Annotated in this window: 20 protein-coding genes and 1 pseudogene; 7 read left to right on the top strand and 14 right to left on the bottom strand. The window is 66.8% G+C overall.

Annotated elements, in window-relative coordinates; genetic code table 11:
* From ACFU5M_RS04115 to dtd, 4 genes and pseudogenes are all read right to left on the bottom strand, one after another.
* Positions 1-2,435 (bottom strand): annotated as a pseudogene (locus ACFU5M_RS04115) (hypothetical protein); the annotation flags it as partial.
* A 37-nt stretch (positions 2,436-2,472) separates the two neighbouring features.
* Complete coding sequence (locus ACFU5M_RS04120) at positions 2,473-2,973, bottom strand: YbaB/EbfC family nucleoid-associated protein (protein WP_379043362.1); 501 nt, start codon at positions 2,971-2,973, stop codon at positions 2,473-2,475.
* A gap of 19 nt (positions 2,974-2,992) precedes the next feature.
* Positions 2,993-3,316 carry a hypothetical protein gene (locus ACFU5M_RS04125; RefSeq protein ID WP_379043365.1) on the bottom strand — a complete coding sequence of 108 codons (324 nt, stop codon included), beginning with the start codon at positions 3,314-3,316 and terminating at the stop codon, positions 2,993-2,995.
* Positions 3,317-3,504: 188 nt separating this feature from the next.
* Positions 3,505-3,948, bottom strand: a complete 444-nt coding sequence (dtd, locus tag ACFU5M_RS04130; RefSeq protein WP_379043368.1) for a D-aminoacyl-tRNA deacylase — start codon at positions 3,946-3,948, stop codon at positions 3,505-3,507.
* 166 nt (positions 3,949-4,114) lie between these two features.
* Between dtd and ACFU5M_RS04135 the strand changes: the two genes are divergently transcribed.
* The 4 genes from ACFU5M_RS04135 (at position 4,115) to ACFU5M_RS04150 (ending at position 7,718) form a co-directional block, all read left to right on the top strand.
* The gene (locus ACFU5M_RS04135; protein ID WP_379043371.1) at positions 4,115-5,638 is read left to right on the top strand and encodes a hypothetical protein; all 1,524 of its coding nucleotides are present in this window, start codon (positions 4,115-4,117) and stop codon (positions 5,636-5,638) included.
* A 359-nt stretch (positions 5,639-5,997) separates the two neighbouring features.
* A complete protein-coding gene (locus ACFU5M_RS04140; protein WP_379043374.1) occupies positions 5,998-6,456 on the top strand; it encodes a DNA-directed RNA polymerase subunit beta in 459 nt (152 codons plus the stop codon).
* Positions 6,453-6,881, top strand: coding sequence for a DUF4254 domain-containing protein (locus ACFU5M_RS04145; protein ID WP_379043377.1), 429 nt, complete (start codon positions 6,453-6,455; stop codon positions 6,879-6,881). The genes ACFU5M_RS04140 and ACFU5M_RS04145 overlap by 4 nt, the downstream gene beginning before the upstream one ends.
* A 36-nt stretch (positions 6,882-6,917) precedes the next feature.
* Positions 6,918-7,718 (top strand): class I SAM-dependent methyltransferase, encoded by an 801-nt coding sequence (locus ACFU5M_RS04150; protein ID WP_379043380.1) that lies wholly within the window; start codon positions 6,918-6,920, stop codon positions 7,716-7,718.
* Between the two features lie 416 nt (positions 7,719-8,134).
* Here ACFU5M_RS04150 and map read toward each other — a convergent pair whose 3' ends face one another.
* The 9 genes from map to rpsH form a co-directional block, all read right to left on the bottom strand.
* Complete coding sequence (map, locus tag ACFU5M_RS04155) at positions 8,135-8,932, bottom strand: type I methionyl aminopeptidase (protein WP_379043383.1); 798 nt, start codon at positions 8,930-8,932, stop codon at positions 8,135-8,137.
* Between the two features lie 30 nt (positions 8,933-8,962).
* Positions 8,963-9,508 carry an adenylate kinase gene (locus ACFU5M_RS04160; protein WP_379043386.1) on the bottom strand — a complete coding sequence of 182 codons (546 nt, stop codon included), beginning with the start codon at positions 9,506-9,508 and terminating at the stop codon, positions 8,963-8,965.
* The gene (secY, locus tag ACFU5M_RS04165; RefSeq protein WP_379043390.1) at positions 9,505-10,827 is read right to left on the bottom strand and encodes a preprotein translocase subunit SecY; all 1,323 of its coding nucleotides are present in this window, start codon (positions 10,825-10,827) and stop codon (positions 9,505-9,507) included. Before secY ends, ACFU5M_RS04160 begins: the two co-directional genes overlap by 4 nt.
* A 172-nt stretch (positions 10,828-10,999) precedes the next feature.
* Complete coding sequence (gene rplO / locus ACFU5M_RS04170) at positions 11,000-11,443, bottom strand: 50S ribosomal protein L15 (protein ID WP_051168540.1); 444 nt, start codon at positions 11,441-11,443, stop codon at positions 11,000-11,002.
* A 1-nt stretch (position 11,444) separates the two neighbouring features.
* The gene (gene rpmD / locus ACFU5M_RS04175; protein WP_040864898.1) at positions 11,445-11,624 is read right to left on the bottom strand and encodes a 50S ribosomal protein L30; all 180 of its coding nucleotides are present in this window, start codon (positions 11,622-11,624) and stop codon (positions 11,445-11,447) included.
* On the bottom strand, positions 11,624-12,283 hold the full coding sequence (rpsE, locus tag ACFU5M_RS04180) for a 30S ribosomal protein S5 (RefSeq protein WP_379043395.1): 660 nt from the start codon (positions 12,281-12,283) through the stop codon (positions 11,624-11,626). Before rpsE ends, rpmD begins: the two co-directional genes overlap by 1 nt.
* 31 nt (positions 12,284-12,314) lie before the next feature.
* Positions 12,315-12,722, bottom strand: coding sequence for a 50S ribosomal protein L18 (gene rplR / locus ACFU5M_RS04185; RefSeq protein WP_379043398.1), 408 nt, complete (start codon positions 12,720-12,722; stop codon positions 12,315-12,317).
* 2 nt (positions 12,723-12,724) lie between these two features.
* Positions 12,725-13,264 carry a 50S ribosomal protein L6 gene (rplF, locus tag ACFU5M_RS04190; RefSeq protein ID WP_379043402.1) on the bottom strand — a complete coding sequence of 180 codons (540 nt, stop codon included), beginning with the start codon at positions 13,262-13,264 and terminating at the stop codon, positions 12,725-12,727.
* Positions 13,265-13,278: 14 nt separating this feature from the next.
* The gene (gene rpsH / locus ACFU5M_RS04195) at positions 13,279-13,677 is read right to left on the bottom strand and encodes a 30S ribosomal protein S8 (RefSeq protein WP_379043405.1); all 399 of its coding nucleotides are present in this window, start codon (positions 13,675-13,677) and stop codon (positions 13,279-13,281) included.
* Positions 13,678-13,960: 283 nt separating this feature from the next.
* On the opposite strand from rpsH, the gene ACFU5M_RS04200 reads away from it, so the two are divergent.
* From ACFU5M_RS04200 to ACFU5M_RS04210, 3 genes are all read left to right on the top strand, one after another.
* Positions 13,961-14,614, top strand: a complete 654-nt coding sequence (locus ACFU5M_RS04200) for a Uma2 family endonuclease (protein WP_379043408.1) — start codon at positions 13,961-13,963, stop codon at positions 14,612-14,614.
* A gap of 293 nt (positions 14,615-14,907) precedes the next feature.
* Positions 14,908-15,138, top strand: a complete 231-nt coding sequence (locus ACFU5M_RS04205; RefSeq protein WP_379043411.1) for a hypothetical protein — start codon at positions 14,908-14,910, stop codon at positions 15,136-15,138.
* On the top strand, positions 15,138-15,593 hold the full coding sequence (locus ACFU5M_RS04210) for a PIN domain-containing protein (RefSeq protein ID WP_379043414.1): 456 nt from the start codon (positions 15,138-15,140) through the stop codon (positions 15,591-15,593). Before ACFU5M_RS04205 ends, ACFU5M_RS04210 begins: the two co-directional genes overlap by 1 nt.
* A gap of 111 nt (positions 15,594-15,704) precedes the next feature.
* Here ACFU5M_RS04210 and ACFU5M_RS04215 read toward each other — a convergent pair whose 3' ends face one another.
* Positions 15,705-15,959 carry a hypothetical protein gene (locus tag ACFU5M_RS04215; RefSeq protein WP_379043417.1) on the bottom strand — a complete coding sequence of 85 codons (255 nt, stop codon included), beginning with the start codon at positions 15,957-15,959 and terminating at the stop codon, positions 15,705-15,707.
* Positions 15,960-16,629 lie beyond the last annotated feature (670 nt).

Consider the following 16,629-nt stretch of genomic DNA (forward strand, 5'->3'; position numbering starts at 1 on the left):
TGGCGCGCAGCACCCTCTTGGCGTGCAACACCCTCTTGGCGCGCAGCACCCTCTTGGCGCGCGCCACCGTCCTGGCGCGCAGCACCCTCTTGGCGTGCAACACCCTCTTGGCGCGCAGCACCCTCTTGGCGCGCGCCACCGTCCTGGCGCGCAGCACCCTCTTGGCGCGCAGCACCCTCTTGGCGCGCAGCACCCTCTTGGCGCGCGCCACCGTCCTGGCGCGCAGCACCGTCCTGACGCGCAGCACCATCCTGACGCGCAGCACCATCCTGACGCGCAGCACCGTCCTGACGCGTCTCACCGACTTGGCGGGTCGCACCGGTCTCGCGCCTGGATTCGGCTCGCGGCGCCTCGGAGTCGGTCTTGCCCGCTCGCACCGCCGGCTCGTCGCGGACGGAACCGGAGGGGCGATCGGCGACACCGGCCCGCCCCCGATCGGCGGTAGCCCTGCTGTCGAGTGTGGCGGTTTGTGGACGCGGCTCCGTGGACGGTGTGGGCCGTGCCTCGCTCGACCCCGGTGAAGCGGGCGACGCGTGGGTGGCACCTGGCACCGCACTGGTGGACGGTGGCGCGCCGGCGGTGGTCGGCCCAGCGGGTGATGTGGCCGCCGGGCCGGTCAGCGGTGCGCCCGCGACCGGGGTGACGCCCGCCTGCGGCGTTTCCGACAGCGACCGCGTCTCCGGGTTCTGCACGCCGTCGACGGTGCCGCGCTGCGTACCCGCGACGTCGCCCGCCACGCTGTCGTGTCGACCCGCAGCGACATTCGGTTCCTCGGACCAATCGGCACCGGCCCCACGGTCTTGCCGTCCTTCCTCGGCCAGACCAGCGCCGGTGTCGGACGTCGACCGCTCACCCGACGACGCCCGCTCACCTGACGAGGACTGTTCACCCGCCGACGCCCGCTCACCTGACGAGGACTGTTCACCCGCCGACGCCCGCTCACCCGGCCCCTGCTCACCAGACGCGGACCGCTCACCTGACGAGGACTGTTCACCCGCCGACGCCCGCTCACCCGGCCCCTGCTCACCAGACGCGGACCGCTCGCCCGACGAACCCTGCTGACCGGCCGACTGCTCCGGAGTGCTGGACTCACCGGCCTCGCCACCGCCCTGCCGCGCCCCATCGGAGCCGGCACCCGAAACCAGATCTCCCCCAGCGGAACTGGTGCCACCGGTGCCGGACCGCGACGTGTCCGAGCCCCCGGAACCACCGTTCGCGGCAGCGGGCATCCCAGCGCGGGCAGCGCCTGCACCGTTCGCTGCACCGGACGTGTTCGACGCACCCGCGGGATTCTGCGCCCCGCCGCCGGGCGCCAGGCCGCTGCCGTCGCCCGCACCGGGCGTTACCGCACCATCGGGCCGGAACCCCACCCGCGGACCGCTCGCGTCGGCGAACAGGTTGTCCAGGCGGGTCCCCAAGTCGGGACGACTCATCGTGGTCGGCATCAACTTGTTCCACATACGCGCGGAACCGACCTTGGCCACGCTGGTCATCGCGCCGTTGGAGGCGCCAGCGGTGAACATTCGCCAATCGACCGGCGTGTTGCCCAGGTTCTGCAGCGCCTGGTCCCACCCATCCGTCGCCACGTCGAAGCCGAACTGCGTCGCGGTCGCGCCTACGAAACCCGCGCCGGCACCGACCAATCCGGCTGTCGTCCCGGTGATCGCGCCGTGCAGGAACGGATTGAAGTCCGGCCCGAATCGCCGGGTCAGCGCGTGGCCGAGCTTCTCACCCAGCGGCCCCGCCGCGGCGCCGCCCGCCGCGGAGCTGACGGCGGTCACGATGACCTGTTCGACGTTGATGTTCTTGCGGTGGCCCTGCTCCACCTGGTAGGCCTGCACCCCCAGTTCCTGCATGGTGCCGAGGATCGTGTCGATCGCGACGTGCCGGAGCAGGAAGCTCACGAACCGGTTCGCGACGATCCGCCCGACCCGCTGAATCACCGCCTGCACCAGCCGCTGGCCGATGATGCGGACCGCGATACGGGTCGCCGCGATCGCCGCCGCGTCCACCGCGGGCTTGAACGGGCCGGAGAAGAACGACGCCGCCAGCTCGGCCGCCAGCAGCGCCAGCGACGACCAGTACATCAGCTTGCCGTACTCGATCTCCGTGCCGACGTCGTAGGCGGAGTCGCCGATCTCCTTGAAGTAGTCGGCCAGCTTGGACAGCGTTTGGTCGTCCTGCGGGCTTCCGCCGCCGAAGGTCAGGAAGCTGTCGAAGGCCTTGACCATCTCCTCGTAGCCGTCGCCCGAGGGATAGGCGGTCATCGACGCGCTCTTGGCCGCCTCGACATCGGGGATGACCGAACGCAACTCGTTCGCGGCGGTGCGCCAGTCCCCGCCCAAGGCCCACATCTGGTCCTCGTTGCCCTCGGGCCACTCCATGCCGACGATCGGCTCGAGGTACTTCAGTACGGCGGGCAGCTCGATGGCCATGGGCAGCTACCTCGATCGCTCGGTCCGGCTACCGAGCTCACCAGCTGGAATCGGTGACCGATCCACCACGATCGCGTTCTACGGTCTCGGTATCGGTGAACCGCATCCCGCTGCCATCCGAGAACTCCCTGCGCTCTTTCGCGTTCGGTGGCGCCGTCGGGGCCGGGACAGGCTCCGGCGCACGCAGGTCGGGCATGCCCTCGACCAGATCGGACAGCTTCGGCATCCGCGCCCGGTGGTTGTCCAGAGGCGCCATCAGATCCCGGGTCTTGCGGGCCACGTCGGCGACGGCCTGCTGCGCGGCGTCGGTGATCGCCTTGGCGATCTCGGCATAGCCGAGGTCTTCGATGTTCGGCCCGAACTGGGTGTCGATGACCGTGTTGTCGGCGTTCACGACCACCGTCACCCGCTTGCCGCGCACCGTCGCACGGCCGGTCAGCTCGGCGCGCTCCTGCTGCAACCGTGCGATGATCCGCATCTGTTCCTGGACGCCGTCGAGGATGTCGGCCAGGTCCGCCTTGGCTTGCTCGTTCGTCATCGGTCGGTGAACCCCGGGCTCAGCGGATGCCGTCGCGGTTGCCGTGCTCCATATCGCGCAGCAGGTCGGCGGTCTTCGTCTGTCCTTCGCTGAAGTTGTCGAACGTCCCCGCCACGTTGCGCGCGCCCTTGACCAGGTTGTCCCTGGTCGTGGTGTAACCGCCCTGACCGTCGGGGCCGTTGGCGAAGTTGCGGCCGATAGTGTCGTTGCCCCAGCAGTTTCCGCGCGCGGCGATCGACGTGCTCAATCTGTCGATGATGCCGGTGATCCGGTCCTGGACATGCCCCGTCTTCTGGGCCGCCTTGCGGAACAGATGCTCATCGAATTCGACATTGTCCGCCATCGCGTCCGCTCCTCCACCCTCGAGTCCTTCCCACCGACGGTAACACCGGATGACTAATCACCAGTGACGTCAACATGAACGGGATGTTCCTCGGTGTTTGCGGGCGGACTCCGCCGCAGGTAGAGCACGGCACAGATCACGAAATCTAGCCCGACACCCCAATTTTCGGGGGCAATACGACGCTCGGCTCACAACTCCAGCATGACGGTGACCGGGCCGTCGTTCACCGAGTCGATGTGCATGTGCGCGCCGAACCGCCCCGTCGCGACGGTTGCGCCGAATTCGCGCAACGTGTGCGCGAAGACGTCGACCAGGGGTTCGGCGATTGCGCCGGGAGCGGCCGCCGACCAGGAGGGGCGCCTGCCCTTCCTCGTATCCGCGTACAGGGTGAACTGGCTGACCACCAGGATCGGGGCGTACAGATCCGCGGCCGAACGCTCACCGTCGAGGATGCGCAACCGCCACACCTTGTCGGCCAGTGCCCGCGCGGTCGCCTCGGTGTCGGAGTGCGTCACGCCGACCAGCGCGAGCAGGCCGTGCGGGACGCCGTCGGTAGCCGGATCGATCCGGCCGACGACCTGGTCGTCGACGGTCACCTGCGCCGAACTCACGCGCTGCAATAGGGCTCGCACAACCCTCGATCATGCCTCCTTCTCCGGCAGGGGCCGCCGTCCGGGTGGCCGCCCGCCGAACGACCCCGCCTGCCTGGCCGGATACAGGTGCGCGCGGGCGGCAAGCGTGACAAACTCGGTGCGCAGAAGGTTATGTTGCGCGGTTGCCGCGCGTTGGCGGAGGATCATGCTGGAAACGAGGAGCGCGATGGATCTGGACGCGATGGAGCGCCAGATCGCCGCGGATCGGTATGCGGCACTCGACCGTACGGTCGAATCCGAATTGCGCTTGGCCACTTCCCTCGGCGAGCTCGCCAAGGGTCTGATCGCCACCAAGACCAATGGTTCGATGCGCGACCGCACGCGGGAGGCGCTGGCGCCCGCGGAGGAAGCGGTGGCGATCCGTCTGCGCCTGCTGTCCAGGGGCCAAGTGCTGACCGCCCGCCTGGCGGGCGAGTTGAACGACGCGCTGCGCTCGTTCGAGCAGGCGGCACGGCACAGTGGCCGCAGGGAACTGGCCACCACGACGATCCGTCGTGCCTGTGAGGTCTACCGTCAGGTGGCGCGGGAGCATCCCGAGGTCGCGGGCCCGTGCGCGGACGGTTTGTCCAAGTGCGGCGTCTGGCTGGGCAGGCTGGATCAGGACGCCGCCGTGGCCGCGACCGAGGAGGCGGCCCGTATCCGCGCCGCCCTGGCCGCGGCGAACCCGGAACTGTCCGGCAAGTACCTGGCCAGCCTGAGCACGCTGCTGCGGACGCTCATGGTCGGCCGGTCGCGCAAGCAGGCCATCGCCATGTACCGGGAGCGGTACGCCGCGTTCACCTCGACCACCATGTCGATCCGATTGCGCGCGTGCGGCATCCAAGACCTCGACCTCACCCCTAAGTCGCACCGGGCGTTGGTCGAACTGGGCTGCCGCACGCTGGAGCAGGCGGGACGGCTCACCCAGCAGCAGATCATGTTCAAGTCTTCCGGCGACCTGTCGACCGTCGAGGAGATCAACTGGAAGCTGGCCCTGGTCGGCCTGCGCCCGCTCGCGCCCGGCACCGAGCAGGATCAGCCGGCCACGCCCGTGCAGATCGGCTCCACCTTCGGCGCGCTGAGCGTGTACTTGCCGGCACGGGATGCCATAGCCCAGGTGCGCGCCGCGATCATCGCGGCATACGCGGTCGACGACGCATACCCCCTCGATCGTGAGAGCTACCTCGGTACGCACGAGTCGAATTGGAAAATCCGCGAACCCGAGCCGAATACCTCCACCACCCTCGGCGACGACATCGTGCTGATCGACCAGCCCTACGGCGGCTGGGTCACGGTCATGAGCCTGAACTGGGAACTGACTCCGGTGGCGAAAAATCCACTGGCGCTGCGCCTGTCCCAGGACTGGCCGGTCGCGGCGATCACGGTCACCGAGAACGTGGCCTATGAGCTGTGCTGGTACGAGCACGGCGCGGCCACCCAATACGCCGCGCTCGGCCGCCCGGCCGGGCAGGCTCCCCTCGACAAACCGCTCGCGCCACTGAACTTCGAAACGCTGGCTCTGTACAACCCCGACCGGGCGACCGAGAGCAAGTTGCGCGCGGCCTTCGGCAACACGAAGGTGTTCGCCAACCTCACCTATCTGCCGGACTGCGGCCTGCGCCAGATCAGTGTCGACACGCCGCTGTCCGAGCACGGCGACCGCGTGCTGTTCTTCCGCACCACCCCCTGAGGCCCGCTCCGGATACGCCTGTCGCGGGCAGGATTTGCGGCAAGGTTGCACACTTGGCTGCGGCGGCGGTGAACAAAATGCTCGGCGCCCTCGCCCCGCATCCCCACAGGTCATTTGACCAGGTCATGCGTATGCCGAAGTGAACGCGCAGCTGTAACGCACCCCCGGCTGGTTACCGCACCCACCGGTAACCAGCACGCAAACGAATTTCTCGAGAACTAATTGAACGGAATGTTTGATCCGCTCCATGGAGTGCTCTACTGAAACAACGCTCGCACGGTGTACCGGATCACAGCATTGATGCCGCAGTACCGTCCGGGCGGCTTGGAAAAAGTCACACGAAGCTACCCGAGGGCCCCATGGACCAACTGGCGTTGGCGGACACCCCGACCGCCCGATGCGCCTTCTATCGACACACCTGCGACCTGCCCGCCGGAGTTCATCCGGAGATCGGCCGAATCGTTTTGCGCGCCGGATTCGTCGGCGCGATCACGATGCCCGCCGCATTGGGGCAGAGAGTGCGCGACGATCTCACCCATCGCCGAATCGGCCTGGGTCCGATCATCTCGCACGTCCGGTCCAAACGGTGGACCTTTCTGACCCGCCCCGATCTACCCGACGACGTCCGGCTGTTCGCCGAGCTGTTCCGCCTGAACGTCTCGATCGTGCCCAGCGGCGGTGAGATCGCCCTGCCCTCCCCCGCCGCGGCCGACGCCGACTACCGGCACTGGATCGTGGCTCCGCAGAACGGTTTCCGGCCACCCGGCTCGTCCATCGTCGATACCGTCCGTTCCTGCACGAGAACGGCTGGGCGATGACAACCGGGGCACTGCCCGCGAAACATCAAGTACTGCAAGCCTGCCGAGGCGAACTACCCGAGACCAACCCGCTGCTGCGCTGTGCACACGAACTCACCACATTGCACGAACGCAGGCTCAGCGCGGGACACGATTCGCTCGACGAGATAGACGCGTTGCGTGCGAGCCTGATTCGTGACATCGACCGCTGGATCACGGTGCAGCTGCCGCCCGCGCACGGCGCGGCACACGTACACACCGAGACCGTCGGCGCCGTGATCGACCGTCTGGCCCAGTTCACCGCGAATGCCTATGCGGCGCTGGCCAGCGCCTCCGAATGGGATCTGTGGGACGCCTGGCAGCGCTTGGCCGAACTGGCCGTCGGCTACGACGACCTGGCCGCCGAGGTCTGCGCGGGTGTGCGCAGACTTCCTGGCGCATCGTAGGTTCCGCCGCTGCTCCCCATCCGTAAGCTGGGACGGATGGGGAGTCCGGACGACCATGCCGACGAGGCGCTCGCCCTGCACATCAGGAGGGCGGGCTCCTTCGGCGCACATGCCGCTGCCTACGCGGAGCACCGGCCCGACTATCCGGCCGCGGCCATCCGCTGGGCCTTGGCTCCCGTCGCAGATCGGAGACCACCGGTCGTCCTCGATCTCGGCGCGGGCACCGGAAAACTGACTCAGGGACTCCTCGCCGCCGGTGCGTCGGTGATCGCGGTGGAACCCGACGCGCACATGCTCGCCGAACTGATCCGCCGGTTCCCGGACGTCACCGCCCGCGCCGGTACAGCCGAAGTGATTCCGCTCCGTGATGATTCGGTGGACGCGATCATCGCCGGGCAGGCGTTCCACTGGTTCGACTTGGACCGCGCCTATCCGGAGTTCCTCCGGGTGCTGCGACCGGGCGGCGTTCTCGCCGGGCTGTGGAATACCGACGACGACTCGGTGGACTGGGTCGCCGGGCTGAAAACGGCCGCCATGTCGAGTGTGTCGGCAGTTCAGCCACCGAGCGGACGGATCGCTCTGCCCGCCCACCCGCTGTTCCAGGAACACGAGTTCGAACGGGAAACGTTCCAGCATCGGCATCGGCGCACGGCCGAGTCTCTGACCGCGACGATCGGCACGCAATCGCACACGTTGGTGATCTCACCCGAGGAACGCACCGAATTGCTCGGCCGGATCCTGGACTATCTGCGCAAGCAGCCGGAGACGGCCGAGGGCGAATTCGATCTTCCCATCGTGACTTCGGCACTGCGATCCACCCTCCGCGCCGCCGACTGAACGGCTACTTACGCAGACGAAAGACCCAGGCCACACCGCTCCCGGCACCCCGGCCGAGGGCGGGGCACAGGCCCGATGGCGTCGAACTGCGGCGCGCGGCAGGGAGATTCGAGTAGCGGCCTACTCACGTCCGCGCCACCTGCCCGGCCATACGCTGACGGCATCGTTCAGGACAGTATCGAAGCAAGGAGGAAGTAACCGTTCCAACCCGCACGGCTACCGCTTCGGCTCAACGCGCAGGACGCGGGTGCAAGGAACGACGTCACCGATCCAGCGAAAGCTGGGTATCGCCCGGTGGGCGTGTCGGCGCAAGGTGCCGGCACGCGGCGACGCGGCGAGATCGACCAGGAAGCTGGCGTCGGTGCGGCTCGTTTCCTCGCCGCGCAGTGTTACCGAACCGGGCCGCCCGACGGCCGCTACTCCGGACGCAGCGTCAGGATCCGGGGTCCGTCCTCCGTGACGGCGACAGTGTGCTCCCAATGTGCCGCACGACTGCCGTCCACGGTGACCACGGTCCAGTCGTCGTCGAGCACCTTCGTCTGGGTGGTGCCGAGCGTGAGCATCGGCTCGATCGCGAGCACCGATCCGACCACGAGCTTCGGGCCCTTGCCAGGCTCACCTTCGTTGGCGAGGAAAGGGTCGAGGTGCATCTCGCGGCCGATGGCGTGTCCACCGTAACCGTCGACGATGCCGTAGGCGCGCCCGTGCTCCTGCGCGGCCGCGCGGGTGCCCAGCTCGATCGCGTGCGAGACGTCGGTCAGCCGGTTACCGGGCAGCATCGCCGCGATACCCGCTTCCATCGACGACTTGGTCGCCTCGCTGAGCAGCCGGTCGGCCTCGATGATCATGCCGACGCCGAAGGTCCAGGCCGAATCACCGTGCCATCCGTCGAGAATCGCCCCGCAGTCGATGGAGACCAGGTCGCCTTCGGTGAGGATCTCCTTGGCCGTGGGGATCCCGTGCACCACGCGGTCGTTCACCGACGCGCAGATGGACGCGGGGAAGCCGTGGTAACCCTTGAACGACGGCACCGCGCCCGCGTCCCGGATCACCTGCTCGGCGACCTCGTCCAGCTCCAAGGTGGAAACCCCGGGCTTGGCGGCATCGCGCACGGCCACCAAGGCGCGGCCGACGATCGCGCCGGCCGCCGCCATGGCATCCAGTTCACCTGCCGTCCGGAACGGTACGACCTTCTTCTTGCGGTTGAAGACCATCCTGGCCTCAGCGCTCCATCACGGGATTACTCAGTGGCCCAGCGCGCGCAGTGCCCGCGCGTTGACGTCATCGACCTCGCCGACGCCGTCCACCGAGACGACCAGGCCGTCGTAGTGCTCCAGCAGCGGTTCGGTCTCTTCGCGATACACCCGCAGGCGGTTGCGGATCACACCCTCGTTGTCATCGGTGCGGCCACGGGCGAGCATCCGCTCGACCACGGTGTCCTCCGCCACGACGAAGCGCAGCACCGCGTCGAGCTTGGTGTTCATGTCCTTGAGGATCTTCTCCAGCGCGTCGGCCTGGTCCACCGTGCGCGGGTATCCGTCGAGTACGAACCCGTTGGCGGCGTCGGGCTCGTTGACCCGCGCCTCGACCATGCGGTTGGTCACGTCGCTGGGCACCAGGTCGCCCGCGTCCATGTACTTCTGCGCCTCGCGCCCCAGCGGGGTCTGCTGGCTGATATTCGCACGGAACAGGTCCCCGGTGGAGATGTGCGGAACGCCCAGCTTCTCCGACAGCAGGACAGCCTGGGTGCCTTTACCGGCGCCCGGCGGACCGAGCAGTACAACTCTCACTTGAGGAACCCTTCGTAATTTCGATTCATCAGCTGGCTCTCGATCTGCTTCACGGTGTCCAAACCGACGCTCACCATGATCAGCACCGCGGTACCGCCGAACGGAAGGTTCTGAACGCCACCGGAGGCACCGATATCGAGGAACAGGTTCGGCAGCACAGCGACCAGACCGAGATAGATCGAGCCGGGGAGGGTGATACGGCTCAGGACGAAATTCAGGTAGTCGGCGGTCGGCTTGCCGGGCCGGTAGCCCGGGATGAAGCCACCGAACTTCTTCATCTCGTCGGCGCGCTCCTCCGGGTTGAAGGTGATCGCGACGTAGAAGTAGGTGAAGAACACGATCAGACTGAAGTAGATCGCGATGTACACCGGGTTGCCCGGATTCACCAGGTATTTCTGGATGATCTCCTGCCACCAGCTCGGGTCCGGGTTGTTCTGCGACCCCGTCAGCTGCGCCACCAGGTTCGGCAGATACAGCAGCGACGAAGCGAAGATGACCGGGATCACACCGGCCTGGTTCACCTTCAACGGCAGGTAGGTCGAGGAGCCGCCGTACATCTTCCGGCCGACCACACGCTTGGCGTACTGCACCGGGATCCGGCGCTGACCTTGCTCGACGAAGATCACGGCCGCGACGATCGCCAGCGCGGCGACACAGACCAAGCCGAATACCAGACCGCCCCGGCTGTCCAGGATCGCCTTGCCCTCGCTCGGGATGCGAGCGGCGATACCGGCGAAGATCAGCAACGACATGCCGTTGCCGATGCCACGCTCGGTGATCTGCTCACCGAACCACATCACCAGCGCCGCGCCCGCGGTCATCACGAGCACGATGATGATCATGCCGAAGATGCTGGTGTCGGCCAGAATGTCCTTCTCGCAGCCCTGTAGCAGCTGGCGTCGCGCCGCCAATGCGACAAGCCCGGTGGCCTGCAGGATCGCCAAGGCGATCGACAGATATCGGGTGTACTGCGTCATCTTCGTCTGGCCGGCTTGGCCTTCCTTGCGCAGTTCCTCGAACCGCGGGATGACGACGGTGAGCAGCTGAATGATGATGCTCGCGGTGATGTAGGGCATGATGCCGATCGCGAAGACCGACAGCTGCAGCAGCGCACCACCGGAGAACAGGTTGATCAGCTGGTAGATGCCGCCCGATTCACCACCGGAGACCAGGTCGATGCACTCTTGGACCGCCTTGTAGTCGACGCCGGGGGACGGCAGCGCGGCACCCAGCCGGTACAACGCGATCAACCCCAGCGTGAAGAGAATCTTCCGCCGTAAGTCCGGAGTCCGGAAGGCCGATACGAAGGCGGAAAGCACTGATCCTCCTGGCGAACGACATGGTCATGACATGGATGTTCAGCGATGTCCCTGCTCGACACAGAAGGGACGCCGAAAACCACGACGAGGCTTGGCAGACAACAATTGAACTCTAACAGTGGCACCGGACGAGCCGTTCACTCGTCCGGTGCCGCTGTAATGCAGAGTACCGTCAGCCCAGCTCGGTGACGGTGCCACCGGCGGCGGTGATCTTCTCTTTCGCCGAGCCGGTGACCTTGTCCACGGTCACCTGGACCGCGACACCGATCTCACCATCGCCGAGGACCTTGACCAGCTGGTTCTTACGAACCGCGCCGGCCGCCACGAGCTCGGCCTTGCCGACCTCGCCGCCCTCGGGGAACAGCTTCGCGATGGCGCCGACGTTCACGACCTGGTATTCCGTGCGGAACGGGTTCGTGAAGCCCTTGAGCTTGGGCAGCCGCATGTGCAGCGGCATCTGCCCGCCCTCGAAGGCGGCAGGCACGTTCTTGCGCGCCTTGGTGCCCTTGGTACCACGGCCCGCGGTCTTGCCCTTGGAGCCCTCACCGCGACCAACGCGGATCTTCTCGGTCTTGGCGCCGGGAGCCGGACGCAGGTGGTGCAATTTGATGGTCATGTCAGACCTCCTCAACGGTCACGAGGTGGCGCACGACGTTGATCAGCCCGCGGTTCTGGGCGTTGTCCTCGCGGACCACGGTCTTACGGATACCGCGCAGACCGAGGGTCCGAAGGCTGTCCCGCTGATTCTGCTTGGCGCCGATCGAGCTCTTGATCTGGGTCACCTTGAGATCTGCCATTACTTGACACCTCCGGCAGCCTGAGCGCGTGCACGCAGCATGCCTGCAGGGGCGACGTCCTCGAGCGGCAGGCCACGGCGAGCCGCGACCTCTTCGGGACGCTGCAGTGCCTTGAGGGCAGTGACAGTCGCGTGCACGACGTTGATGGCGTTGTCGCTACCGAGCGACTTCGCCAGAATGTCGTGGATACCGGCGCATTCCAGCACGGCACGAGCCGCACCACCGGCGATCACACCGGTACCCGGCGAGGCCGGACGCAGCATGACCACACCGGCGGCCGCCTCACCCTGAACCGGGTGCACGATGGTGGAGCCGATCATCGGGACGCGGAAGAAGTTCTTGCGAGCCTCTTCGACACCCTTCTGGATGGCGGCGGGAACTTCCTTGGCCTTGCCGTAGCCGACGCCGACCAGACCGTTGCCGTCACCGACGATTACCAGGGCGGTGAAGCTGAAGCGCCGACCACCCTTGACGACCTTGGAGACGCGGTTGATCGCGACGACCCGCTCGAGCTGGTTCTTCTCGGCGGCGTTGTCGCGGCGGTCGCCGCCACCCCGACGGTCGCCACCACCGCGACGGTCGCCGCGGCCGCCCTCGGGGGCGCTGCCATTCTGTCCGGCGGGTCCGCTTCCGCCGTCACGCCTCTGACGTCCCGGCATCAGACGTTCCTTCCGTTCTTGTTATCGATCATCAGAATTTCAACCCACCTTCGCGAGCGGCATCGGCCAGTGCGGCGATCCGGCCGTGGTAGTCGTGCCCACCACGGTCGAACACGACGGCTTCGACACCGGCGGCCTTGGCGCGCTCGGCCAGCAGAGCGCCGACCTTCTTGCTCTTGGCGGACTTGTCGCCGTCCAGCGTGCGCACGTCGGCCTCGATGGTCGACGCGGCGGCGATGGTCTTGCCGACCGAGTCGTCGACCAGCTGCGCGTGCAGGTGCCGCGAGGAGCGGTTGACCACCAGGCGCGGACGCTCGGTGGTTCCTTCCACCTTCTTGCGCAGGCGGAAGTGACGGCGCGTCTTCGACAGGCGACGCTGGGTCGACACGTCCTTGCCCAGGGGGATGCGCTTGGCCTTCTGGTTTTCGGTTTGCGCCATGATCACTTACCCGTCTTTCCGACCTTGCGGCGAACGACCTCGCCGGCGTAGCGGATGCCCTTGCCCTTGTACGGGTCGGGCTTGCGCAGGCCGTGGATGACCGCCGAAATCTGGCCGACCTTCTGCTTGTCGATTCCCGACACGGAGAACTTGGTGGGTGTCTCCACCGCGAACGTGATGCCCTCGGGCGCCTCGATCGGCACCGGGTGGCTGTAGCCGAGGGCGAACTCGAGGTTCTGGCCCTTCAGCGCGACGCGGTAACCGACGCCGAAGATTTCCATCTTCTTCTCGTAGCCCTGGGTCACACCGACGACCATGTTCGAAACCAGGGTGCGGGTCAGGCCGTGCAGCGCGCGGCTGCGGCGCTCGTCGTCCGGACGAGCGATCTCGAGCTGGCCGTCCTCGCCCTTGGCGACGGTGATCGGCTCGGCGACGGTGAGCGACAGGGTGCCCTTGGGCCCCTTCACCGAGATGTCCTGGCCGTCGATGGTGACGTCGACGCCAGCGGGGATTGCGACGGGCTTCTTACCAATACGCGACATTGTCCTGACCTCCCTTACCAGACGTAAGCGAGGACTTCGCCGCCCACGCCTTGCTTGGCCGCCTGCTTATCGGTCAGCAGGCCGGTGGACGTGGAGATGATCGCCACGCCGAGGCCGCCGAGCACCTTGGGCAGATTGGTGGATTTCGCGTACACGCGCAGACCGGGCTTGGAGACACGGCGCACGCCGGCGAGGCTGCGCTCACGGCTCGGGCCGTACTTGAGGTCGACGATGAGCGTCTTGCCCACCTGTGCGTCCTCGGTCCGGTAATCGGCGATGTAGCCCTCGCGCTTGAGGATCTCGGCGATGTTCGCCTTGAGCTTCGAGTGCGGAGCCTTCACCTGATCGTGGTACGCCGAGTTGGCGTTGCGCAGACGCGTCAGGAAGTCTGCGATCGGATCAGTCATGGTCATGGTTCGACCTAGACACCTTTCTCATCGCGGTTCCCATACAGCGCTCACATGCACATCGGCATGCCCAGCGGTGGGCCTACGACAATTCGGATGGTCCGGCCGACACTTGCCGACCGGAGGAGGTTCGATCGCCCGAGCGCACGCATGCGGGCATGGAGGTGCCCAGGCAACCGCTCTAGTGTAGGCAAGGGGTTCACCGGGGCAAAATCGGGGTCGGTGAGGAGCCGGTTTCGTCCCGCTCATGACCAGCGGAAATGGCCGGTGACCGGGCTAGCATAGGACAATGTCGAGTCCAGGCGTCGAACGTCCCGACCTCCCGGAGTTCATGACCTGGGAGGAACTCGAGCAGCTACCCGAGGACATCGCGGGGCAGATCGAGCTGTGGAACGGGCGTGTCGTCTGGCGACGGCGCAGACCTGCCGAACATCAAGCGTTCCTCTTCGCGCTGACCAGCGCGCTCAAGCGCTGCGCACGCGATGGCATGGCCGAACAGCCGCAGAGCTGGTGGCGCGTGGACTTCGAAACGAACGTGTTCTTCGGCGAGTCGAACAAGTCGGACTTCGCCACCCCCGATGTCCTCGTCTACCGCCGCCTCGACGCCCCCTACCAGGACATCCGCGCCCAAGACGTGCTACTCGTGAGCCGAGTCCATTCTCCGTCGTCCATCGAGATCGATCCTTTCGACGCGCAGAGGCGCTACGCCGATGCGGGCGTCCCTTGGTATTGGGAGGTGACGCTCGCGCGAAGGAAGAGCGCGGTGGCGATGGTTCGCGCGTACGCCCTCGAAACCACCCCCGGCAAGCTCCCACCCGGCGTCCAACCGCTGCATCCGGCCAACTACCTCCTGACCGGCGAGTGGTCACCGAACAACTCCGACGCCATCACCATCGACTTCCCGTTCCCGATCCACATCCCGTGGTCGGACCTGGAGTTCTGATTCGCGCGAGTTGATATCGCCGCTCCCGATCCATCCGCCCCCCGGCCGACCACGGAGTCGCGACCGCCGCCTCAACCGACGCACCGAGCTCGGACCGACCCCGTCCGAAATCGCCGCCCGACTCGACGGCCCGCACCGACAGCTCCGGATCGAGGGATCGGACGCCGTCCCCACCCTCCCATCCGCACCAGCCCTCGGACGCCGCACCGAACATCGCCAACGATGCGCGCGCCGGTCTCACCTCCCCACGATGGCATATATGCCACAATACTCATATGCCTCTCAAGCGCACCATGGTCTACGCCGACGCCGAAGACCTGGCCGTCATCAAGGAAGCGGCTGCGCGGAGCAATGTCAGCGAGGCGGAAATCATCCGCAATGCAATACATCTAGCCGCGGTGCGGGTGCGTCGCCGATCTGAACCATTGCGTTTGAGGCGTTTCGCGAGCGGCGATCCGACGCTTGCCGAACGCGTCGACGACATCCTCGCCGACGACTTCGGCGACAGCCCGGACGCCCGGTGATGCTGGGCCTCGAGGGCCCGGGAATCGTCATCGCCGACACTTCGGGGCTCATCGCCGCATTCGATACCTCCTCACCCGACAGCGACGGCGCCTTTCGGGTCCTGGAACAAGCCGGACTCGTCATTTTGTCGCCGCTCGTTCTAGCCGAAGTCGACCATGTTGCGCGTCGAGAACTCGGACAGCGCGTCTCGACCGAAATGCTCGAAGACCTGGCCACCCAGACGCGCACCGAGCACTTCGAGATCGCTGTGGTGACCTCCGACGTTCTCGATCAGGCCAACGCCGTGCGCAGGCTCTATCCGGCCCTGCGGCTGGACCTCGCGGACGCGGTGACGGTAGCCCTGGCCGCCGACTACGAGACCAACGAAGTACTAACGCTCGACCGCCGAGACTTCCGTGCCGTGGCCCCACTCACCGAGCACAAATCGTTCCGAGTACTACCGGACGATCTCTAGCGGTGATGCCGCGCAGGAACGCGCCGACGCGTACGAGCTTCGCGAGTGGCACACAGCCGTGGTGAAACGCGAGTAGACCTCTCGACGGTGTGCCACTCACGGCTGACTCGATCAGCGATGCGTGAGGGTGTATCGGCCGGGAGCTACCTCGCGGCAGTACCAGTCCGCCGCGGCATGGCGGACCATTTCGCAATCGTCCCAGCTCACGTTGCTCGGAGGAGTGACACAGCTTCCGTCCTTCGGTGAGGGGAAGCAGTGCGCCGCGACCGTGTCGAATTCCTGTACCGCCGACGCGGTCGCCGCCGTTGCGAGCACCGCCCCCACGGCAACGGCACCGGCGATGGCAGACTTCGTGACCATTCTCATCTCGACTCCCCTGATCGTTGTCAATGGTTCTCACGCAACCCGACCGAACGTGTCCCGCCGGACTCGGCCCGGCACCATACTTCGACGTCTCGACGCCGCATCCGGTTCCAACGACTTGCTATGGCTGAAACGACATCCCCCTATCGGGTGGCTCGAACGCTACTGCTCGCAGACCTATCGTTCCGCGTCGACGCGCGTCACGGTTCCAGGTAGAGGCGTTCGCACGGCAATGCGGCAACGCGATTGTGCTACCCGGAATCACGGTGAGGTCGGCAGCGGGTCGCACGGCGCGCCACTCGCGAATGAACCGCATAGCTGCTGCGGTGCGGCAGGCGGCGAAGTCCAGACTCACGCCGTCGAGCTGGACCCGCAAGTGGACATCTGGCTCCTCCGGGCGTGGAGTCGTCACGTCTTCGGCTCCTGCGGTCCGGAAGACCCAGCCTGCGCGGTGCGCGAAGCACCGAGCCGTACCAGCCCCGCAACCACCGCGTCCACCACGGCGTTGAACCCGTCTCAGTGCCGCACATGGTGGAGCACCTGGTCGTCGCTGATCCCGCCGAGTTGCCGCTCCTCGCGACGGCATCGCACGAAGTCCGCCGTGAGCAGGCTGACCATCTCGCCATAGGAGTAGTGCATTTCCCTGCTCGCGGCGGCGGGCCGGTAACCCTTT

Source organism: Nocardia sp. NPDC057455, assembly GCF_042802775.1.
Taxonomy (GTDB): Bacteria; Actinomycetota; Actinomycetes; order Mycobacteriales; family Mycobacteriaceae; genus Nocardia.